Origin of the sequence: Comamonas squillarum (assembly GCF_025309455.1) — a bacterium.
In the GTDB taxonomy this organism is placed as follows: Bacteria; Pseudomonadota; Gammaproteobacteria; order Burkholderiales; family Burkholderiaceae_C; genus Comamonas; species Comamonas squillarum.
Window position 1 is genome coordinate 615068 of sequence record NZ_CP104377.1, and the last position, 21527, is coordinate 636594.

A 21527-nucleotide genomic window follows, 5' to 3' on the forward strand; every position below is an offset into this window, starting at 1 on the left:
AGTCCGTCTTCCTGGTCCGCGTTCCGCTAGCCGAAGGCTTGTTGGATCTGGCCCGCCAGCTGTAAGGCCTGCGCCTCGCTGGTGATATTGGCAAAGCCCATCAGCAGGCCTTGGCGAGGGGCTGCGTCGATATACCAGCGCGACAGCGGGTGCGTGGCCAGGCCCTGTACGCGGGCGCGCTGGGCCACCAGGCTGTCGTTGTCGCCGTCCTGGATCTGGCCGAGCAAGTGCAGACCGCCGGGCTGCAAGTCAATGCGCAGGCGATCGCCCAGCACTTGCTGAAAACTGCGCTGTGCGACTGCGCGGCGCTCGGCATACAAGAGCCGCATCTTCTTGAGGTGGCGGGCAAAGTGGCCCTGGGCCATGAAGTCGGCCACGCTGGCCTGCAGCAGATAGGGGCAGCCGGCATTGAGGTTGGAGCTGACGGCCTGAAAGCGGGGCACGACCTCGAGCGGCACCACCGCGTAGGCCAGGCGCAGGCCGGGAAACATCACCTTGCTGAAGGTGCCGGCGTAGATCACGCGGTCCTGCCGGTCCAGGCTTTTGAGGGCGGGCAGGGGCCGGCCCTGGTAGCGGAACTCGCTGTCGTAGTCGTCTTCGATGATCCAGCTGCCCGCCTCGCTCGCCCATTCGAGCAGCGCCATGCGCCGCTCCAGCGACAGAGTCACGCCCAGCGGGCTTTGGTGCGAAGGCGTCACCATCGCAAACCGCGCATAGGGGCTCAGCTGCCGGCCCGCATCCACCTGCAGGCCCTGGGCATCGACGGGCACGGGCACGATCTGTACGGCGGCGTTTTGCAAAAACGGCCGCGCCAGGATATAGCCCGGGTCCTCAAACCAGAAGGCATCGCCAGGGCTGGCCAGGCTGCGCAGGCTCAGCTCCAGGGTGTTGCGCAGGCCGGTGGTGACAAAGACCTGCTCGGGCACGCAGGTCACGCCGCGCGAGACCGCCAGGTAGGCCGCAATGCGCTGGCGCAGCTCCTCATCGCCTTGCGGGTTGGGGTAGGCCAGGCGGTAGGGCTCGCTGCTGCGCAGGCGGTGGGTGACCAGCCGGTTCCAGACCTTGCGCGGAAAGGCATCGATCGCGGGCAGGCCCAGCTGCAAGGGGCGGGGCTGCAGGCCGTCGTGGTCCACGATATCGGCGGCCGGTGGCTGGGCGATGGCTTGCGGCGCCGGGGCCGTGGCAGCCGGGGGCAGGCTCGGTGATATGACGGTGCCCGCCGCGCCGCGCCCCTGGAAGTAGCCTTCGTCGGCAAGGATGCGGTAGGCCAGATCGACGGTGCCGCGCGCCAGGTTCAGCTCGGTGGACAGCGCCCGCGACGCAGGCACCCGGTCGCCGGCGCGCAGATGGCCTTGCGCAATGGCGGTCTTGAAGCGCTGGCAGATCTGCAGGTACATGGGCAGCTGCAGGCTGCGGTCGATGTGCAGCTGCAGCGCTGGCACAGGGTGGGAATTGGGAGGGTCAGAAATCATGGCCTAGTCATTTTTGCATTTCTTGGCTCTTTTGGCTTGGCCAAGACAACTGCATACTGCCTATCAGCAACGGAATTCACCGACGCAACCCAGCCATGGAGATAGCTATGCAAACCCGACTCGACTTCTACACCGCCGACCCCGCCATCATGAAGGCCCTGATGGGCGTGGAAAACCAGATTGCCAAGGGCAGCCTGGACATTCTGCTCAAGGAACTGGTGCGCCTGCGCGCCTCGCAGATCAATGGCTGCGCCTTTTGTCTGGACATGCATGTGACCGATGCGGTCAAGGCCGGCGAATCCAGCCGCCGCCTGGCCACCGTGGCCGCCTGGCGTGAGACGCCGTTCTTCAGCGACCGCGAACGCGCTGCGCTGGAATGGACCGAGGCGCTGACCCTGGTGTCGCACAACCATGTGCCCGATGCCGTCTGGGAGGCCGTGCGCCCCCACTTCACGGATGCCGAGCTGATGGAGCTGACGGCCGTGATCACCTCGATCAACAGCTGGAACCGCTTTGCGATTGCCTTTCGCAAGATGCCGGTTTAAGAAGCTAGCTCCCGGCGTGGCGCAAGACGGCCTATGAAAGTCCTGGTTCTGGGCGGCTGCAAGCTGCTGGGCGCGAAGGTGGTCAGCAATCTGCGGCAGCTGGGCTACCCGGTGGTTGCGGATGTGGACCCCAGGCTGCCAGCTGCGCTGCATGGCGCCCAGGTGCTGATTGATGTGCGCGAGCCACCTGTGATGGAGACGGCCGATGCGCTGGCGAGCTGGGCGAGCATATGCCGCCAGCTAAATGCCGCCATCGCCGCTGCAGCAGTGGCGCACCATATTGCGCTGTCGGCCTTGGGGTTGCAGCGCTTGCAGCACAGCGGCTACTACCAGGCGCTGGCGCTGCGAGAGCAGCTGATCCAGGCAGGCAGCACGCCTTATACGGTGCTGCGTGCCGCACCCCTGTACGAAAGTCTGGCACGGCTGGCACAGGGCAGCCCTGCCGGTACGGCGCTGACCATGCCCGTAGCGCGTATGCAGGCGATGGCCGCAGAGGACCTGGCGATGTTGGTGGCCGATGCCGCGCTGGCGCAGCCGTTGGATGGCTGCATGGAGGTGGCCGGGCCCCAGAAGATGGCGATGGCCGACTGGATGCAGCAGTACCTGCGCTTGCGCGGCGACCCGCGGGAAGTGCTGGGCGATGCCCACGCTCTGTATCGGGGGGCGTTGCTGGACGGTGACAGCTTGCTGCCCACGGGACCCGCTCGCCTGGGGCGGACCACGCTGGCGGCCTGGGTCTGCAAATGCAGTGCGGCTTGATGCCCCAGGCATTGGCTGGACACCGGGGTGTGATTATTTTCAAACGATTGGACGACTGATGACCCGTACCTTGCTCTTGAACTGTGGCCCCCATGGCCAGGCCAGCCATGGCTACCAACTGGCGGCCGATATGCTCGCCGAGTTGGGCCTGGCGCAGCAGCCGCTGCGCGAGCGCGACTTGGTGGCCACCCCGATACCGCCGATCAGCCGCGACTATGCGCTGGCGATCACCGCCAATGCGAGCGCGGATGCACCGGCGCTGGCCTGGTCCGAAACGCTGATCAAGGAGTTGGAAGACAGCGATCTGCTGATGATTCTGACCCCCATGCACAACTTTGCGGTGCCGGCCACGCTCAAGCTCTGGCTGGACCATGTGATCCGCATCCACCGCAGCTTTGCATCCACGCCTGAAGGGAAGATCGGCCTGATGAAAGACCGGCCCACCTTGGTGTTGGTGAGCTCGGGCGGCTTCCACACGGGCCCCCGGGCCCGGCAGGAAGATTTTCTGACGCCTTACTTGCGCTATGCGCTGGCCTCCATCGGCATCCGCAATGTGCATTTTGTATTGCTGCAAGGCCTGGTATTTGGCCCCGATGCCGTCGCCGCTGCGGTGGATAGCGCAAGAGATACCTTGCGGGAGCAGCTGGCGCCCTTCAAGCAGCAGGCGCTGGAGGTGGTCGCTGCTGCGCGCTGACAGCACGCGTAGCTGGTGCAAGTGGGCAGCAGGGAGCGATGGCTGACAGCGCGGGGTGCCCAGCGCATGGGCCTTGCACCACCAAGGCCTGGCTTGTGCGGCAGGGGGCTGCTGCTGGCTGGGGCCGTGCTGTACCGTCGTTGCACCTGTCTTGCATGTTGCCCAGACTATCTCAGCGTTGTTCTGGAAACCCTCCGGTAGGCTGTTGCCTGGCTGCTCACCCTTAGCCGGCCGCACCTAGCCGGCCGCACCTAGCCGGCCGCACCTAGCCGGCCGCACCTAGCCGGCCGCACCTAGCGGCAATCGGGTCTGCCTGCGGCAAGATGCCGCGCCGGGGACGCTGAGCCCCATGCGCAAACCTTCGGCTAGTCTGGCCCTATTCGCAGCGTTCAACGCATGCTGGCGGCCAGACTTGATGCCCGCCCGAACAGCAGCTTAGACCGCGTGCAGATGTTCCAGCCGCTCCAGGCGCTCGAGCTCGGCACAGATATCGGCCATGCTGCCCGACATGGCCCAGCGCATACCCTTTTGGCGGTGCAGGCTGGCCGGTTGGGCCCAGTACATCTTGATGGGCGCATCATTGGCGGCCTGGGCGCTGCAGCGCTGCACCGACAGGAAGGGGCGGGTGTGGGACTGCGCAGCTGCTGAGAGGCGACGGCGCGCAGCGGGTTTGCGCGGCAGGCGGATGCGGTCGATGGGGCGCTGCACTGGTGCACCATCGGCAGGCGAGTCAACGCGGGGCGTGTCCATGCAGGAGGTATCCGCGCCTGACGTATCCACGCTGGACTGAGCTACCGGGCCATCGAGCAAGCTCAGCTGCTGGGCGGCACCGCGCTGTACAGCGGCAGAGGACGCGGTGGCAAAGCAGTGCACCTGGGCGGCCAGTTGGCCGTCATTGGCGGCGCCATGGCCGGGGCGGCGGCGGTTGCTGCGCACAATGGCACGCTGGATGGACTGGAACCAGGGCAGGCCAGCGACGAGGGAAAAAGGCGCAAGCGCGCGCAATGCATCTGCTACAAGCATAGGAGACTCCTTGGTATACGGGTAACAGCAGGATTGCGCAGGGCGAGCGCATCCCCCAGGGCTGTGGGCCAAGAGCCCACAACGCCCGCTACCTGGGGTTGCGCAGAAAAGGGAGGGCCGAGGGGGCCGCTAGGCCTAGTTCAGCATCGTGTTGCGGATCAGGCCCACGGCAATGCCTTCGATCTCAAAGGGCTCGCCGGGCTGCACGATGATGGGCAGGTAATCCGGGTTTTCGGCCAGCAGTTCAATGCCGTCCTTGGTGCGCTGGAGGCGCTTGACGGTGACGTCATCGCCCAGGCGCGCCACGATGATCTGGCCGTTGCGGGCCTCGCGCGTGGCTTTGACGGCCAGCAGATCGCCATCGATGATGCCGACATCGCGCATCGACATACCGCGCACCTTGAGCAGGTAATCGGGCTGCTGCTGGAACAGGCCGCCCTCCACGGTATAGGTTTGGTCGACATGCTCTTGCGCCAGGATGGGCGAGCCGGCCGAGACGCGGCCGATCAGCGGCAGGGCCAGCTGGGCGAGCTCTTGCACCACGCGGCCCAGGCCGGCCGTGGCATTGGACACGCCTGCCAGCGGCGACGAAAAGCGCGTGCCACGTGCGGCATTGATGGAGCGCACAGTATCGCTTTGCAGGCGAATCCCCCGGGAGGTGCCGCTGACCAGCTCGATCACGCCCTTGCGGGCCAGCGCCTTGAGATGGTCTTCTGCCGAATTGGCCGATTTGAAGCCCAGTTTGCTGGCAATCTCGGCGCGCGTTGGCGGGGCGCCGGTGCGCGAAATGGCGGTCTGGATCAGGTCCAGAATTTCTTGTTGGCGCGCGGTCAGTTTGGGATGGTCTCGCATAAGATCTCCGTGTGATCTGCGGTGCCGGGCAGAAGCAAAGCCACTGTGCATCCAACACCTGTATATCAATCCAGTACCTGTATTTTTAACCAGTTTTTTGCAGGAGGCAAGCCTTGCAGCCAAAAATTTTGATCATCGGCACCGGCGGCACTATCGCCGGCATGGCTGATGACGCCGAGAAACCCGGCCAATACCGCGCGGCCCAGCTGTCCATCGCGGCCTTGCTGGCGGGCGTGAGCGGTATTGAGACTGCGGCGGCAGGCCCGCTGGATGCGGTGCAGATAGCGCAAATTGATAGCAAGGACATGAATGACGAGGTCTGGCATGCGCTGCTCAAGCGCTGCGATGCGGCCATGCACGATGAGGCGGTGCGTGCTGTTGTTATCACCCACGGAACGGATACGCTCGAAGAGACTGCCTGGTTCCTGCATTGCGTTTTAGGGCGCCTGGCCAAGCCCGTGGTGCTGACCTGTGCCATGCGCCCGGCCAATGCCTTGATGCCCGATGGCCCGCAGAACCTGAAGGACGCCGTGGCCGCCGCTGCGGCGTTGGCTGCGGATGGCCAGCCGCTGCTGCGCGAGGTCGTGGCCGTGACGGGCGGCGGCGAGCTGCACAGCGCGCGCTGGCTGCAAAAGGTGCATCCGCACCGTTTGCTGGCCTTTTCATCGGGCGAGCAGGGGCCCCTGGGCTGGGTGGATGGCGTGACCGTGCGCCTGCGCCAGGGCTATGCCTCGCCGGCACCAGGCGCAGCGGATGGCTACAGCGGCAGCCAGTGGCTGGCCGCCTTGCCTGCCCCCGCCAGCCAGCCCTGGCCCTGGGTGGAGATCGTGACCAGCCACGCGGGCCTGCGCCCGGGGCTGGTGGATGCCCTGCAGGCCCAGGGCATCGACGGCCTGGTGGTGGCGACCACCGGCAATGGCACCGTGCATGAGCTGCTTCTGGAGGCCATGGCGCGCGCACGCCAGCAAGGTCTGCCGGTATGGCGCAGCAGCCGCTGCAGCGATGGTGTGATCAGCGATGCGGTATTGCCTGGGGTGGCCGATTTGGAAAAGGACTTGGCGGTGGCCTTGACGCCCTACAAATGCCGGGTCAGCTTGCAACTGGCGCTGGCGCTGGCGCAGGTCCAAGCCAAGGCCTAAAGCAGCCGCCGCATGCCGGTCTGCTGATGGCATGAGCAGGCATTAAAAAAGCCACTGTCGCAAGACAGTGGCTGTGCGGATAAGTCTGTGCGACTTATCAGGCCTGCAGCGCGGCAATGGCGCGCTGCGTGATCTCTTCGACCGAGCCCATGCCACTGATGGCGCGGTACTTGGGGGCGGCGGCCGGGTCTTGGGCGGCCCAGCTGCTGTAGTAGTCCACCAAGGGGCGGGTCTGGTTGCTGTACACATCCAGGCGCTTCTTGACGGTTTCTTCCTTGTCGTCTTCGCGCTGCACCAGGGGCTCGCCGGTCACATCGTCCAGGCCTTCGGTCTTGGGCGGGTTGAACTTGACGTGGTAGGTACGGCCGGAAGCGGGGTGGCTGCGGCGGCCGCTCATGCGCTCGATGATGGCCTCAAACGGCACATCGATCTCCAGCACATAGTCGAGCTTGACACCGGCGGCCTTCATCGCGTCGGCCTGGGGGATGGTTCGGGGGAAGCCGTCAAACAGGAAGCCATTGGCGCAGTCGGCCTGGGCGATACGTTCCTTGACCAGATTGATGATCAGATCGTCACTGACCAGCTGGCCGGCGTCCATCACGGCCTTGGCTTGCAAGCCCAGCGGCGTGCCAGCCTTGACGGCAGCACGCAGCATGTCGCCGGTGGAAATCTGGGGAATACCGTATTTTTGGCAGATGAAGGCAGCTTGCGTACCTTTGCCGGCGCCGGGTGCTCCCAAAAGAATTAATTTCATGACGGTCCTTGGAGAATAAAAAACTTGCACGGCAAAAGCGGGCACTAAAGCCCGCTTTTACACAAAAAAACTGGGCTTGAGCATATCACGCATCAGGGGATTGTCAGCGAACTGGCACCAATACCGTGTCTCGGCTGCGCGAGACAGGCATGCTGCGCCTTTTAGCTTACGGTGCGCTTGCATCGGAGGCCGTCGCGGTGCAGGGCAGGCACGCGGGTTACATCACCGCGCCCAGCAGCTGGCGCACGCGCACCAGGTCTTCGGGCGTATCGACGCCCGAGCCAGGGATCTGCCGCGTCACATGCACGGCGATGCGGTGGCCATGCCAGATCGCGCGCAGCTGCTCGAGCATCTCGATTTGCTCGGTCGGGGCCTGGCTGAGCGTAGGGAAAGTATGCAAAAACTGGGCGCGGTAGCTGTAGATGCCCATATGGTGCAGCGGCGCAAAACCGGGCGTGCCGGTGGTGCCGGGGTTCTTCCACCAGGCCATATTCACAAAATCACGGCCCCAGGGGATGGGCGCACGGCTGAAATAGCTGGCCAGGCCCTGTGCATCGAGCACCACCTTGACGACATTGGGGCTGAGCAGCGACTCCAGATCAGCAATCGGGTGCGCGACCGTGCCCATGCTGGCCTCGGGCCGGTCGCTGAGCAGCGCCGCGACCGCATCGATCAGCGCCGGCGCGATCAAGGGCTCGTCGCCTTGCACATTGACCACGATGTCATCGCCGCCCAATTGCAGCACATTGCAGGCCTCGGCCAGGCGGTCGCTGCCACTGGGGTGCTTGGGCGAGGTCATCACCGCTTGCACACCATGCTTTTTGCAGGCGTCGATGATGCGCTCGTCATCTGCAGCCACCACCACGCGCTGGGCGGCGCTCTCCTGCGCGCGTTTGGCCACGCGCACCACCATGGGCAGGCCGGCGATATCGACCAGGGGCTTGTTGGGCAGGCGCGAGGAGGCCATGCGCGAAGGAATCAAGACAGTAAACGGCGCGGGTGCGGATGCCATGGTGCTAAAGGAGAGGAGAGTGAAGCCAACTTAAATTGTAGCGAGGAGGGTGGCCGGCGAGGTGCGGCCGGCGAGGTGCGGCCGGCCAGGCGCTGCCAGCGAGGTGTAGCCGACTAGGTGCGGCCGGCCAGGTGCGCCCAGCTAGTCGCCGCCGGCCAGGCCCGACAGCCACAAGCCACCTACCCAGGCAGTCGCCGCTGCTGCGGCGCCCGCGCTCAGGGTGCAGGCTTGACAGGCGTATTGGTCTCGTTGCTGCCAAACAGAATGGCCTCGATGGGGCGCAGTTTCTTGGCGTCGATCACCTCGCGCAGCTTGGGCAGGACGGCGACCAGGCCGTCGTAGCCCTGGGCTTTTTCCAGTTGCAGCTGCAGCCGAAAGCCTTTGAGCCCCAGGCCGCTGACCAATTGGCTGGCAGCGGCATAGGCCTTGATATAGCGCTCGCTGGGGTTGCTGATGGCAGCAGTTGCATTGCTGGCTGCGGTCTGCGCGGCAACTGGGGCGGCTGCAGCAGCGGGTGGCGGCGTGGTCGCAGGGTCGGTCAGGTTGTCAATGATGGCACTGGCGCTCGCGGGCAATTGGCCTGCGTCGCTGGGGCGCAAAAGCTCCAGCAGGCCTTGCTGCAGCAGCTGCTTGATGTCTTCGAGCACCTGCAGCTGTCCACCTGCCGAGGGCGCCAGCGCCATCACCTGTTCAATGCTTTTTTGCCCATCAAACATGATGAAGGCCGGTCGCATGCGGTGCGGCAACGAGGGATCCCGGGCGCGCAGCGCCTCCATGCCTTTGTCGGTTTTCTTGAGAATCAGGGTATGCATGGCAATGTGCTGAAAAAAATGGATGCAATCCACAAGACCTGCCCGGAGGCGCTGTGCCTAAAATTTCAGCAAATTGTGTCTTTTTTTTACAAAACCGCTATTGGGGTTTGCCTGTGCGGACGGCCATGCCGGCCCCGGTGGGGCCGCAACTTCATCAAACCTTAATCTGCCGCAGCTAAAGCGTCGATTTCTTCGTCGCTGAGCGGGCGCGCTTCGCCTTCGAGCATGATGGGCATGCCATCGCGCACCGGGTAGGCCAGGCGCGCGCTGCGCGAGACCAGTTCCTGGCGCTCGCGGTCATAGCGCAGGGGGCCTTTGGTGACGGGGCAAACCAGCAGTTCGAGCAGTTTCGGGTCCATAGCAGCAATCAGTCTTTCTTAACAGGGGGCGATGCGGGCTGGTGCTGGCGCAGCAGTGCATCGGCATGCTGGCCAAAGGCCGGGTCGATGGCGACCTCCAGCGGCACAGCCAGTGCATGGGGGGCAATGCGCCAGAGCTTGTGCGCATCCTTTTCGGTGCACAGCAGCACGGGTGCATCGGGTGCACCTATTGTAGGTGCGCTGGTCGCGGCGATTCCGAGGCTTGCCAGCCAGGCCGGGTCGTCCAGCGGGGCATGGTCGGGCAGTGCATCGCTGCGGGCCAGCTGCAGGCCCTGGGCTTGCAGCATCGCAAAAAACTCCTGCGGATAGGCAATGGCGGCCAGCGCATGCACTGGCCGGCCGCGCAGATCGGCAAGCGCATGGTGGCGGCCATCCTGGCCAACGGCATAGCAGGCCAGGCTGCGCTGCAGCGGCCAGGCCGCTGCACCAGTGGCTGCCAGCTGCTGGGGCGCTGGGCCGGCGTAGAGCGCAATGTCCAGCCGCCTGGGCCAGGGCTCGCGCAGTGGCCCGGCCGGCAGTTGCCAGCCATTGCCAATGCCTTGGGCGTTGAAGACGGCAATCTCCACATCGCGGGCCAGTGCCAGGTGCTGCAGGCCATCGTCGCAGACCAGCACATCGACATCGGGGTGCGCCTGCAGGGCCGCCTGGGCGGCCGTGGCCCGCAGCGCAGCCACATACACCGGCACGCCACTGCGCTGGGCGATCAGCAAGGGCTCATCGCCCACCAGGCGCGGGTCGCTGCCGGGGGTGACGGCTATCGCGTTGGGATTTTTGCTGTTGTCGCGCCCATAGCCGCGCGAGATAACCGCTGGCCGCCAGCCCTGGGCCTGCAAGGCCTGCACCAGGTGCAGGGTCACAGGCGTCTTGCCCGCGCCCCCGGCGATCACATTGCCCACCACCACCACGGGCACCGGCGCGCGGTAGGCCTTGCACAGACCGGTGCGGTAGAGGGCGCGGCGCAGCGCGCCCAGCGCTGCATAGCACCAGGACAGCGGCAGCAGCGCGATGGCCAGCAGGCCTTTGCGCTGCCAGGCATCGGTGATGCGTGCCGAGCGGGGGCGCGTGGCACTGGGGGGCGCGGCAGGCGTGGATGGAGGGGGAGGCGGGACGGTCATGCAGGCTGCATGCTAGCACTGCCCAGGCGCAGTGCCTGGGGTTTAGCGTGCCGCCGTCTGGGTGGCAAAGGTGATCTGCTGCAGGCCAACGCGGCGGGCGGCTTCCATCACCGAGACCACCGACTGGTGCGGCGCCAGCGCATCGGCGCTGATGATGATCACGCTGTCCTTGCCAGCGGTGGCGGCATTGCGCAGTGCTTCGGCCATATCGGCCACGGTCTTGCCTTCCAGCGCGACCTTGCCCACGGCATAGCGCCCATCGGCAGCGACGGAGACGATGATCTCTTTGGGCCGGTCGCGCAGTTGCTCGGCATTGGCGGTCGGCAAGGTCAGCTGCAGCTCGGTGAATTTGCTGTAGGTGGTCGAGAGCATCAGGAAGATGAGCACGACCAGCAGCACATCAATGAACGGGATCAAGTTGATCTCGGGCTCTGTCGTGGTGCGGGGGCGAAAGTTCATGCTGGCTCCTGCCCGGCGATCAGCTGCGGCGCAGCTTGTTCAGGTGGCGCAGAAACTGCTCGGCCGACAGCTCCAGGGTGAGCAGATAGCCATCGACCCGGCTGCGGAAGTAGCGCCAGAAAATGAGGGCCGGGATGGCCACCATCAGGCCAAAAGCGGTGTTGTACAGCGCAATCGAGATACCGTGGGCCAGCATGCTGGGGTTGTTGCCGCCACCGCTTTGCGAGCCGAAGATCTCGATCATGCCGATCACCGTGCCCAAGAGGCCCAGCAATGGCGCGGCCGATGCGATGGTGGCGAGGGCGGTGAGGTACTTTTCGAGCTTTTGGGCTTCGCGGCGGCCGGTGCTCTCCAGCGTGGCGCGCAGGTCGGCCTCCGAGATGCGGGGCTCCAAGGTGATGGTGCGCAGTCCGCTGGCCAGCACCTCGCCCAGCGACGAGTTCTGGCCGAGCTGGTTCACCACTTCGGCGCTGGGCACCCCATTGGCTGAGACGGACATGGCTTCCTGCAGCAGGTTGGCTGGGGCGACTTTGTCCGCTTTCAAAGCCACAAAGCGCTCAACGATCAATGCCAGGGCCAGGATGGAGCAGGCAATCAAGGGCCAGATGGGCCAGCCTGCTGCTTGGATGATGGAAAACAAGATTCTCTCTCCGCTCTTTCTTTTTTCAGCGGCCATTATGGCCCAAGGCCACTGCCGGTCCGCCTAAAATCGGCGCTGGCGCTGCGTCCAACCCACAGTCCCAGAATGCCGGAAAGGCCCAGTCATCCACAAAAAATGTGGATAACTTTGTGGGTAATGTGTCATCAGCCGGAAAAATTGCCCAATTTACGGGGTTTTTCTTAGATTGCTTAAAAAATAAGCTGATAAAAATATTGAAAAATCAAAAGCTTGTACGTAGGTTCAATATTTTGTGCTACAGAGTATGACGTATGCATGACGCTGTCACAGAGCCGCTCTCTTGTGGACTACTGCGCGTTGGAGGTGTGGGAAAAGGCGGCTTTTGAGCCTTCCCTGGCCTCTATGTCGTTGCTGTGACGGGAAAAAATGCCGCTGCCAGTGGTTGCGTTGGCAGCTAATTGGCAGCCCCTTCCGATAACGGAACCGCTGCATCTGGCGAAGGATGGCCAGCCCGCTGGATCCCTGGCGCAAGTCCCAGCCGCTACCATGTCTGCTGCATGCCGCGTTGCGGCGCAACCAACACTCACCTCTCCTGATTTCTGCCGCGCCGAGCCTGCCGCCAAGCCGGCCATTTTTATGGACACCACACACTACCCGCCCACTGCCGCTGCCAACGCCACCCCCAGCCCCCGCATCTGGGAGGTGGGCGCGCTGTGCCGGGCGGTGGCCGATGCGCTGGCGGCACGCTTCAACCCGGTGGAGGTGCGCGGGGAGCTCAGCGGTTTTTCGCGCGCGGCCAGCGGCCACTGCTACTTCAACCTCAAGGATGCCAACGGCCAGGTGCGCTGCGCGATGTTTCGCCGCTCCGCGCAGGCGCTGGACTTCAACCCGCGCGACGGCGAGCTGGTCGAGGTGGTGGGCAAGCTGGGGGTGTATGAGCAGCGCGGCGATCTCCAGCTGATTGTGGAAGGCATGCGCCGTGCCGGGCAGGGGGCGTTGTTCGAGCAGTTCCTGCGCCTCAAGGCGCAACTGGAGTCCGAGGGCCTGTTTGACAGCGAGCGCAAGCGGCAACTGCCGCTGATGCCGCGCGGCATCGGCATCGTCACCTCGCTGGGCGCGGCGGCGCTGCACGATGTGGTGACCGCTTTGCGCCGCCGCGTGCCGCAGCTGCCGGTGGTGCTGGTGCCAGCGCTGGTGCAGGGCGCGCAGGCGGCGCCATCGATGGTGGCGGCGCTGCAAAAGCTCTACCGCCTGGCCGAGGCCCAGATCGCCTATGACGCCCGCCTGAGTATTGACGCGCCGGCGGTGCCCATCGACACCATCTTGCTGGTGCGCGGCGGTGGCTCGCTGGAGGACCTCTGGGCCTTCAACGACGAGCAACTGGCCCGCACCGTAGTGCAAAGCCCGGTGCCGCTGGTGAGTGGCGTGGGGCATGAGACCGACTTCACGATCGCCGATTTCTGCGCCGATCTGCGCGCGCCCACGCCCACGGCCGCTGCCGAGCTGGTCTGCCAGCCGCGCGATGTCTGGCTGGGCGCGCTGCAACTGGCGGAGCAGCGCCTGGTCGATGGCGTCGAGCGCCATCTGGACCGCCAGCAGCAGCGCCTGGACATGGCAGCGCGCCAGATTGGCAGGCCGTCATCCTTGGTGCACGGCCAGCAGCAGATGCTGGACCGGCTTGGCCGCCGCCTGCAAAGCGCTGCACAAAGCCAGTTGCATGGCCAGGACAAGCGCGTGCAGCACCTGGCCAGCGTATTCCCCTCTGGCGCGGCGCGCCATCTGGAGCGCAGTGAGCAGCGCCTGGCGCAATTGCATGCGCGGCTGGAGCTGCTCAACCCGCGCCAGGTGCTGTCGCGGGGCTATGCCTTGCTGACCGACATGCAAGGCCAGGTAGTGAGTTCGGTAACGCAGGCGACACCGGGCAAGGCCCTGCATGCCGAGCTGGCCGATGGCAGTGTCGATGTGGTGGCGACCCAGCGCTTGCTGGTCTAGCGCTGCGCCAAGGTGCCACTGCGCAGGCCTGGGGGCGGACGCGCGCTTGCGCCACTGCGGCTGCCAGGCCGCGTGATGGCAATTGGCGGCGCTTTCTGACGCCGTGCTGCCTGGCTTGCATGCTATCGTCGTCATAGTAAATGGGCTGAACCCGTATTCATCAACGGGTCGATTTTCCTTTTTACAATCGACGACTGAGGCTGCGGGCTGGCCGGTGTTTGCCAACACCGCCTGGCCCGGCTTTGAAACCATACCAACCACGAGGAAACCACGATGGAACGCACTCTGCCACCACTGCCCTATGCGATTGATGCCCTGGCCCCTGCCTACAGCCAGGAAACGCTGGAATACCACCACGGCAAGCACCACAAGGCCTACGTGGACAAGCTCAACGAGCTGCAAAAGGGCACCGAGTTCGAGAACCTGGAGCTGGAAGCCGTGATCAAGAAGGCGACCGGTGGTATCTACAACCAGGCCGCTCAAATCTGGAACCACACCTTCTTCTGGAACTGCATGACCCCCGGCGGCGGCGCTGAGCCAAGCGGCGCGCTGGCCGATGCCATCAACAAGAAGTGGGGCAGCTACGCCGAGTTCAAGAAGGCGTTCCAGGCCTCGGCCGTGGGCAACTTCGGCTCGGGCTGGACCTGGCTGGTCAAGAAGCCCGATGGCTCGGTGGACATCGTCAATACCGGCGCTGCTGGCACCCCGCTGACCACTGACGACAAGGCACTGCTGACCGTCGACGTGTGGGAACATGCTTACTACATCGACTACCGCAATGCCCGTCCGAAGTTTGTTGAAACCTTCTTCGACAAGCTGGTGAACTGGAAGTTTGCGGAAAGCAATTTCGCCTGATAGCGGCTGCCCTGCGTGATCGCCGGGTACACCTGATCAGAAAAAAGGCCGGATGGTGCGCTGCACCGTATCCGGCCTTTTGCTTTTTGGGGGCAGGGCGGTGCATTGGCGCCAGTGCCCAGTCTGTCAGCTACAGGCAACACTTCCCTCTGGCAAAGCCCCTGATTTGCGCCAGTTTTCCGAGCCGTGCAAATGCATGATTGATAATCAGTCTCATTTGCTTCTTGGCTGGTTTTTGTATGTTGTTCTCTTCCCGTTTTGCGCTCCACCCGGTGGCGGGCGCAGTTGCTCTGCTGGTTTCTTTTACCGCTGTCCCCGCTTTGGCTCAAATCCAGGAGGGCGCTGCTGACACAGCCACCGCCGCAGCGGCGCCAGCTGCCGGCGAAGACAGCGTCTTGCCGACCGTGACCGTCAACGCCAGTGCCGATGCATCGGCGCAAGGTCTGTCCAAGGCCTATGCCGGCGGCCAGGTGGCGCGCGGCGGGCGTGTGGGTATTCTGGGCACCGAAGACATCATGAACACGCCGTTCTCCACGACGGCCTATACCCAGGATCTGATCCGCGACCAGCAGGCGCGCAGCGTGGGCGATGTGCTGCAAAACGATGCCTCGGTGCGGATCTCGCGCGGTTTTGGCAACTTCCAGGAATCGTATTTTGTGCGCGGCTTTGTGCTGGGCTCGGACAGCATTGCCTACAACGGCCTCTACGGTCTGCTGCCGCGCCAGTATGTGTCGGCCGAGCTGTTTGAGCGCGTAGAGCTGCTGCGCGGCGCCAGCGGCTTTTTGAATGGGGCATCGCCCGCCGGTGACAGCATTGGTGGCGCCCTGAACCTGCTGCCCAAGCGCGCCTCGAACGAGCCGCTGACGCGGGTCAGCGTGGGTGGATCGAGCGGCGCGCAAGGCTATGCCGCGGCCGACATCAGCCGCCGCTTTGGCCCCGACCAGGCCACCGGCCTGCGCCTGAACGTGGCCAAACGCAAGGGCGATACCACGATCGACGACGAAGGTGTCGATCTGAGTGTGGTGTCCTTGGGGCTGGATTGGCGCTCCAGCAATCTGCGCCTGTCGGCCGATGTGGGCTACCAAAGCCACAAACTGACCACGCCACGCCCCAATGTGACCTTGGGTGCCGCAGTGACCCAGGTGCCCAGCGCCCCGGACAACAGCAAAAACTTTGCCCAGCCCTGGACCTATTCGAACGAGCGCGACAGCTTTGGCTCGGTGCGCGCCGAGTACGACATCAACAGCCGGCTCACCGCCTGGGCGGCAGGCGGTGCACGCTTTGGCCGCGAGCGCAACTCGCTCGCCAGCCTGACCCTGAACAATGGCAGCACCGGCAGCGGCACCCAAGGGCGCTTTGACAATACCCGCGCCGATGACATCTTTACCGGCGAAGTGGGCCTGCGCGGCAAGCTCACCACCGGCAGCATTGGCCACAGCATCGTGCTGGCGGCCTCGGCTTTCTCGGACAAGCGCAAGAACGCCTTCTACTCGCAGCCGGCCGCCAGCGCGCTGGCCACCAATCTGTACAACCCCGTCTATGGCGCGGCACCGCCCTTGGGCACCAGCTCGAACGACCTGGATGACCCGGCCGTGCAGGCCCGCATCAAGCTGTTGAGCCTGGCCTTGTCGGACACCCTGTCGATGTTCGACGAGCGCCTGCTGCTCACCCTGGGCGTGCGCCACCAGACCATCGAGACGCAGACCTTTGCCTATAACACCGGCATTGCAGCGCCCAAGGTGGACAAGAGCCGCACCAGCCCGATGGCGGCCGTCGTCTTCAAGCCGGCCGAGCGGGTATCGCTCTACGCCAACTACATCGAAGGCCTGACCCCGGGCGAGATTGCACCGGCGCTGTCGTCGGGCTTGCCGGTGTCCAATGCCGGCGCGGCGCTGGCACCCTATGTCTCCAAGCAAAAGGAAGTGGGCTTGAAGTGGGATGGTGGCGATATTGGCGCGGGCCTGGCCTGGTTCACCACCGACAAGCCGCGTGTGTTCCGCAATTCCATCTCGGGCGTCTACGGCCCTGAAGGCATGGACCGCCACCGTGGCCTGGAGCTCAATGTGTTTGGCCAGGTCACACGCGGCCTGCGCGTGCTGGGTGGCGTCACCTGGCTCGATGCCAAGCAACTGGCCGATGGCAACAACCCCAATGCCGGCAAGCGCGTGATTGGCGTGCCCCGCCAGCAGGGCAATCTGGGGCTGGAGTGGGATGTGCCCGGCGTGCGGGGCCTGAGCCTGGATGGCCGCGCCGTGGCCACCGGCAGCAGCTATGCCAATGCGACCAATACCTTGCAGGTGGCAGGCTGGACTCGGTTTGACCTGGGTGCGCGCTACCTGACCGAAATCGATGGCCGCCTGGTGACCCTGCGCGCCCGCGTGGAGAACGCGGCCAACCGCAACTACTGGGCCTCGGTGGGTTCGACCGGCTACTTGGTGCTGTCCAACCCGCGCACCTTCACGGTCAGCGCCAGTGTGGACTTCTAAGCGCTGACAGCCGGACTGCGGTTTGCCCCATGACTGCGGCCAGCCCCTTGCCCCTGCAGCCCGTCCCCATGCTGCCCGATATTGCCGCGCTCTATGTGGAGCACCATGGCTGGCTGCAAGGGTGGCTGCGCCGCAGGCTCGGTGATGCACACCAGGTGCGGCTGCTGAGCCCGGCTGCCAGCCATGGCGATGCCAGCGCGGCCGCGCCGCCGGCCGCTGCGCTGCGCGCCCCGCGTGCCTACCTGGCCACGGTGGCCAAGCATGTGCTGGTCAACCACCTGCGCCGCCAGTCGCTGGAGCAGGCCTATCTGCAGGCGCTGGCTGTGTTGCCCGAGCCCGAGGCTATCTCGCCCGAGCGGCAACTGGCCATTCTGCAAGCCTTGCAGGAGGTCGATGCGATGCTCGATGCACTGCCGGCCAAGGTAAGGGCGGTGTTCATCCTCTCGCAGATCGACGGCCTGACCTATGCCGAGATTGCCCAGGTACTGGGCGTGGGCCTGCGCTCGGTCAAGCGCTATATGGCCCAGGCCATGGCCGAATGCATTTTGCTGGCGGACTGAGGTGCCCGCCATGAGTGCCTGGAATCCGCCGCCCGTGGCCGCGCCCCTCATCACCCGCGAGGTGGCGATGCAGGCGGCCGAATGGTTTGTGCGCCTGCAAGAGGAGGCCGGCAGCGCCGGTGCCCAGGCGGAGCTGGCGCGCTGGCGGTCGCAATCGCCTGCGCATGAGCGTGCCTGGCAACGGGCGATGGCCGTCAGTCTGCAGGCGGGCTCCATTCCGGCATCGCCGGGCGCGCCCGCGCTGTCTCGGCCCCAGCGCCGTGCCACGCGCCGCGATACCGTGCGCGCGCTGGCGGTGCTGATCACGGCAGTGCCAGCGGGCTGGCTGGCCTGGCGCATGGCGCCGGTGCAGCAGTGGACGTCCAGCCATGCCACGACCACTGGCGAATGGCGCAGCTGGACGCTGTCCGATGGCAGCCGCATGGTGCTGGACACTGCCAGCGCGGCCGATGTGCAGTTCGACGCGCTGCAGCGCCGCATCCATCTGCGCGCTGGCGCGCTTTATGTGGAGACAGCGCCCGATCCGCAGGCCAGCGCAAGGGCTTTTTTGGTGACCACCGAGCAGGGCGAGATACGCGCACTGGGCACACGCTTTAGTGTGCGCTGCGGTGATGGCTACAGCGATGTGGCCGTGCAGCAGGATGCCGTGGAGGTACGCCCACGCGGCGGCGCAGCAGCACTGCGCTTGCAGGCCGGCCAGCAACTGCGCTTTAGCGACAGCGAGGCAGGGCAGCCACAGCTTGCCCAGGCCGGGGCCAGCCAGTGGACGCAAGATGTGCTGGCGGCCGACAACATGCGCCTGGATGCCTTTTTGGCCGAGCTGGGCCGCTACCGCAAAGGTTGGCTGCGTTGCGACCCGCAGGTGGCGGCGCTGCGCATCTCGGGCGCGTTCCAGCTAGCCGATACCGACGCGGTGCTGGCCAACCTGGCCCATCTGCTGCCGGTGCAGATCAGCGCCCGAACCCCTTACTGGGTCACGGTGCTGCCCTTGCGGCACTGAGCTTTTAAAGAATTTTCTGCCAAGTTGGCCCCTTTGGGCGCGGTCGGCTGTCCTGCATAGAGATAGCGAATTGATCTGTACCGACCCCAAGCAGGAAGCCTTATGCCAACCGTTTTTCATCGTCCCCAAACCACCCCCGCGGGAGCGCTGCCCATGCCATCTACGGTGGCCCGCGCGGTGCAAGCCGCCGTCATCACCATGGGTGTCAGCGCCATGATGGGGCTGGCCGTGCCGGCCCATGCCCAAACCGCCGCCGAGCAGGCCCCTGCAGCGGCGGGCGCGGCGCAACCGCTGCAGGTGCCGGCCGGGCCACTGCCAGCGGCGCTGGTGGCCTTTGCATCGCAAACCGGTGTCAGCGTCAGCGGCCCGCCCGAGCTGGTGAGCGCCGCGCAATCGCCCGGCGTGCGCGGGCAGCTGCCCGTGGCCCAGGCGCTGCAGCTGCTACTGGCGGGAACCGGGCTGGAGGCCGTGCCTGCGGGCGACCGCTCCTATGTGCTGCGCAAGCGCGCGGCGGCCAGCCAGGGCCCGGCGGCGGGCGAGATGGTGCTGGCGCCGGTGGTGGTGCAGGCCCAGGCCGACCGGGTGGCCGCCTCGGAGCATACGGGCTCTTACACGGCAGCGGAATCCAGCACCGCAACGCGCATGGGCTTGTCCTTGCGCGAGACGCCGCAGTCGGTGACGGTGATCACCCGCCAGCAGATGGACGACCAGGGCCTGAGCAGCCTGCCCGAGATTCTGGACAAGGTGACCGGCATCACGGTAGGCCGCAATGACAGCGAGCGCGCGACCTTCTACTCGCGCGGCTTTGCGGTCGAGAACTTCCAGTTCGACGGCATGCCCAATACGATGAACTCGGCCAACCAATACACCACCTCATTGGCGGACAGCGCCATCTACGACCGGGTGGAAGTGGTCAAGGGCGCCACCGGCTTGCTGATTGGCGCGGGCAACCCGGGCGCAGTTGTCAACCTGGTGCGCAAGCGGCCGACCAAGGAGTTCCAGGCATCGCTGGAAGGCGGTGTGGGATCCTGGAGCAAGCAGCGCGGTGTGGCCGATGTATCGGGCCCCTTGAATGCCGATGGCAGCCTGCGTGCCCGCGTGGTGGCCGCCGCGCAAAATGCCGATTCACATGTCGACTACTACAGCCGCGATACGCGCAACTTCTATGGCATCGTCGAGGCCGATCTGGCGCCCCGCACCACGGCAGCGCTGGGCATTGACTACATGCAGACCCGTGCTGACGGCGCAAGCTATGGCCATCTGCCGCTGTTTTTCTCGGATGGCAGGCAGACGCATTTTCCGACCTCGCTCAACCCTGCTGCGCGCTGGTCGTACTGGAACAACGACAGCACCAACCTGTTTGCCGATCTGAAGCATGTGTTTGACAACGGCTGGAAGCTGGAGCTGGCAGGCAGCCACCTGCGCCAAAGCCGCGATGTGAAGGTGGGCGTGGCCGCCTATGGTTCGCTGGACAAAGAGACAGGGCTGGGCCTCAATATGCTGTCGGCCAAGATTCCCACGACCTCGACCACCGATTCGCTCAATGCCGTGCTGTCGGGCCCGTTCGAGCTGCTGGGCCGCAGCCATGAGCTGACCTTGGGCGCGGGGTGGTCGCGCGAGCGCCGTGGCGCCCCCGGCTACACCACCAGCTATGACGCGGTAGACAATTATTTTGACTGGCATGGCAATGCGCCCGAGCCTCAACTGGACCTGGTCAGCGACCGCGACACGCGCGTCACCGAAAAAGGCGCATTTGCCGCCGTGCGCCTGCGGCCCACCGATGCGCTGTCCGTCATCCTGGGCGCGCGGCTGAGCTGGTACCGCCTGGTCGATGGCGAGACCGACCTGGCAACCAGCGCCTACACGCTCAACGACAGGCTGAAGGTGAACCACAAAGTCATTCCTTATGCTGGCGTGGTCTATGACTTCAGCAAGCAGTGGTCGGCCTATGCGAGCTACACCGATATCTTCAACCCGCAGACCTACTACAAGGATGCGGGCGGTGCAGCCTTGCCACCGCTGACGGGCAAGAGCCAGGAGATCGGCATCAAGGGCGCGCTGCTGGATGGCAAGCTCAACACCTCTATCGCGCTGTTCCACACCCAGCAAAACAACGCTGCGCAGTATGTGGATTCCAACCCCGCGACCGGTGAAGAGATCTATATCGCGGCCAAGGGCGTCAAGAGCCGGGGCGTGGAGATGGAGGTCTCCGGCCAGGTCACCCCCGCCTGGAATGTGTACGCGGGCTACACCTACCGCGAGTCCACCTTGGGCTACCAGCCCGATGTGATCCTGAGCGCGGTCAACACCAACCAGCCCAAGCACCTGGTCAAGCTCAGCACCAGCTACCGCCTGCCCGGCCAGTGGAACCCCGTGACGGTGGGCGGGTCGCTCAGCTGGCAGAGCGAGACCTACTACCAGCAAGTGGGCGACACCCAGTGGCGCGCCACCCAGCCGGCCTACACCTTGCTGGGCCTGATGGCGCGCTGGGAGGTGGACTCGCACCTGTCGGTAGCGCTGAACCTGAGCAATGTGCTGAACAAGACCTATATGCCAGGCATGGGCTCGTATGGTACTGGCGTATATGGGGATCCGCGCAGCTATTACCTGTCGGCGCGCTATAAGTTCTGAGGGTCACACTTAACGGCGCTTGATGACGAGTGGCAAAACACTGCACACGTAGTGGTGTGCGCCTAGCCTGAGGATCATCATTCCTTCGCCGCAAGCCTGGGGTTGTGAGGGCCCTGGGCCCAGTAGTGCACCCCTCTACCGCTGGGCCACCGGTATGCGCAAGCGCCGTTACCGGCACGAACGGAGCCAGTGAGTCAAGTGATGCAATCTGAGCATGCTTTGATCTTCAGCAGCGGCGGCGGCGCTCACTTTACTGCATCTGACTTGCTGCAGCAGCGGCCCCTTTCATCCAAGCTGATCCTACTAGTTGGCAGCCTTGAATTCGACGCTGAGGGCCCATTCATGCACCGTACTGGCAGGTTCATTGC

General features: G+C 65.0%; 20 protein-coding genes. 10 read left to right on the top strand and 10 right to left on the bottom strand.

The window, feature by feature from the left end; translation table 11 throughout:
- Positions 1 to 26: 26 nt before the first annotated feature.
- Positions 27 to 1472 carry a MocR-like pyridoxine biosynthesis transcription factor PdxR gene (gene pdxR, locus N4T19_RS02845; protein WP_260719410.1) on the bottom strand — a complete coding sequence of 482 codons (1446 nt, stop codon included), beginning with the start codon at positions 1470 to 1472 and terminating at the stop codon, positions 27 to 29.
- Between the two features lie 107 nt (positions 1473 to 1579).
- On the opposite strand from pdxR, the gene N4T19_RS02850 reads away from it, so the two are divergent.
- The 3 genes from N4T19_RS02850 to N4T19_RS02860 are packed head-to-tail and all read left to right on the top strand — an operon-like array spanning position 1580 to position 3470.
- Positions 1580 to 2017 carry a carboxymuconolactone decarboxylase family protein gene (locus N4T19_RS02850; RefSeq protein ID WP_182340814.1) on the top strand — a complete coding sequence of 146 codons (438 nt, stop codon included), beginning with the start codon at positions 1580 to 1582 and terminating at the stop codon, positions 2015 to 2017.
- 33 nt (positions 2018 to 2050) lie between these two features.
- Entirely contained in the window at positions 2051 to 2776 is a 726-nt protein-coding gene (locus N4T19_RS02855) for an SDR family oxidoreductase (RefSeq protein ID WP_260719411.1), read from the top strand.
- A 58-nt stretch (positions 2777 to 2834) separates the two neighbouring features.
- Positions 2835 to 3470: an FMN-dependent NADH-azoreductase gene (locus tag N4T19_RS02860; protein WP_116926873.1), complete on the top strand. Its 636-nt coding sequence runs from the start codon at positions 2835 to 2837 to the stop codon at positions 3468 to 3470.
- A gap of 435 nt (positions 3471 to 3905) precedes the next feature.
- Here N4T19_RS02860 and N4T19_RS02865 read toward each other — a convergent pair whose 3' ends face one another.
- Positions 3906 to 4493, bottom strand: coding sequence for a hypothetical protein (locus N4T19_RS02865; protein ID WP_133248186.1), 588 nt, complete (start codon positions 4491 to 4493; stop codon positions 3906 to 3908).
- Between the two features lie 135 nt (positions 4494 to 4628).
- Positions 4629 to 5345 carry a transcriptional repressor LexA gene (gene lexA / locus N4T19_RS02870; protein WP_021024923.1) on the bottom strand — a complete coding sequence of 239 codons (717 nt, stop codon included), beginning with the start codon at positions 5343 to 5345 and terminating at the stop codon, positions 4629 to 4631.
- Between the two features lie 113 nt (positions 5346 to 5458).
- On the opposite strand from lexA, the gene N4T19_RS02875 reads away from it, so the two are divergent.
- The gene (locus tag N4T19_RS02875; RefSeq protein WP_260719412.1) at positions 5459 to 6484 is read left to right on the top strand and encodes an asparaginase; all 1026 of its coding nucleotides are present in this window, start codon (positions 5459 to 5461) and stop codon (positions 6482 to 6484) included.
- A gap of 97 nt (positions 6485 to 6581) precedes the next feature.
- On the opposite strand, the gene adk is transcribed toward N4T19_RS02875, so the two are convergent.
- From adk to N4T19_RS02910, 7 genes are all read right to left on the bottom strand, one after another.
- Positions 6582 to 7238, bottom strand: coding sequence for an adenylate kinase (adk, locus tag N4T19_RS02880; protein ID WP_116926871.1), 657 nt, complete (start codon positions 7236 to 7238; stop codon positions 6582 to 6584).
- Between the two features lie 217 nt (positions 7239 to 7455).
- Positions 7456 to 8250, bottom strand: a complete 795-nt coding sequence (gene kdsB / locus N4T19_RS02885) for a 3-deoxy-manno-octulosonate cytidylyltransferase (protein ID WP_116926870.1) — start codon at positions 8248 to 8250, stop codon at positions 7456 to 7458.
- A 215-nt stretch (positions 8251 to 8465) separates the two neighbouring features.
- Positions 8466 to 9062, bottom strand: a complete 597-nt coding sequence (locus N4T19_RS02890) for a hypothetical protein (protein WP_133248185.1) — start codon at positions 9060 to 9062, stop codon at positions 8466 to 8468.
- Between the two features lie 161 nt (positions 9063 to 9223).
- Entirely contained in the window at positions 9224 to 9421 is a 198-nt protein-coding gene (locus N4T19_RS02895; RefSeq protein ID WP_027010813.1) for a Trm112 family protein, read from the bottom strand.
- Positions 9422 to 9429: 8 nt separating this feature from the next.
- Positions 9430 to 10557: a tetraacyldisaccharide 4'-kinase gene (gene lpxK, locus N4T19_RS02900; RefSeq protein WP_182340822.1), complete on the bottom strand. Its 1128-nt coding sequence runs from the start codon at positions 10555 to 10557 to the stop codon at positions 9430 to 9432.
- A 42-nt stretch (positions 10558 to 10599) separates the two neighbouring features.
- A complete protein-coding gene (locus N4T19_RS02905; protein ID WP_021026537.1) occupies positions 10600 to 11016 on the bottom strand; it encodes an ExbD/TolR family protein in 417 nt (138 codons plus the stop codon).
- A 19-nt stretch (positions 11017 to 11035) separates the two neighbouring features.
- Positions 11036 to 11656, bottom strand: coding sequence for a MotA/TolQ/ExbB proton channel family protein (locus N4T19_RS02910; RefSeq protein WP_021026538.1), 621 nt, complete (start codon positions 11654 to 11656; stop codon positions 11036 to 11038).
- Positions 11657 to 12271: 615 nt separating this feature from the next.
- Between N4T19_RS02910 and xseA the strand changes: the two genes are divergently transcribed.
- From xseA to N4T19_RS02940, 6 genes are all read left to right on the top strand, one after another.
- On the top strand, positions 12272 to 13627 hold the full coding sequence (gene xseA, locus N4T19_RS02915; protein WP_260719413.1) for an exodeoxyribonuclease VII large subunit: 1356 nt from the start codon (positions 12272 to 12274) through the stop codon (positions 13625 to 13627).
- A 273-nt stretch (positions 13628 to 13900) separates the two neighbouring features.
- Positions 13901 to 14482, top strand: a complete 582-nt coding sequence (locus tag N4T19_RS02920; protein ID WP_021026539.1) for a superoxide dismutase — start codon at positions 13901 to 13903, stop codon at positions 14480 to 14482.
- 239 nt (positions 14483 to 14721) lie between these two features.
- Positions 14722 to 16968, top strand: coding sequence for a TonB-dependent receptor (locus N4T19_RS02925; protein ID WP_260719414.1), 2247 nt, complete (start codon positions 14722 to 14724; stop codon positions 16966 to 16968).
- A 29-nt stretch (positions 16969 to 16997) separates the two neighbouring features.
- Entirely contained in the window at positions 16998 to 17528 is a 531-nt protein-coding gene (locus N4T19_RS02930) for a sigma-70 family RNA polymerase sigma factor (RefSeq protein ID WP_260719415.1), read from the top strand.
- Positions 17529 to 17538: 10 nt separating this feature from the next.
- Positions 17539 to 18528 carry a FecR domain-containing protein gene (locus N4T19_RS02935; RefSeq protein ID WP_182340831.1) on the top strand — a complete coding sequence of 330 codons (990 nt, stop codon included), beginning with the start codon at positions 17539 to 17541 and terminating at the stop codon, positions 18526 to 18528.
- 153 nt (positions 18529 to 18681) lie between these two features.
- On the top strand, positions 18682 to 21159 hold the full coding sequence (locus N4T19_RS02940) for a TonB-dependent siderophore receptor (protein WP_260719416.1): 2478 nt from the start codon (positions 18682 to 18684) through the stop codon (positions 21157 to 21159).
- Positions 21160 to 21527: the final 368 nt, after the last annotated feature.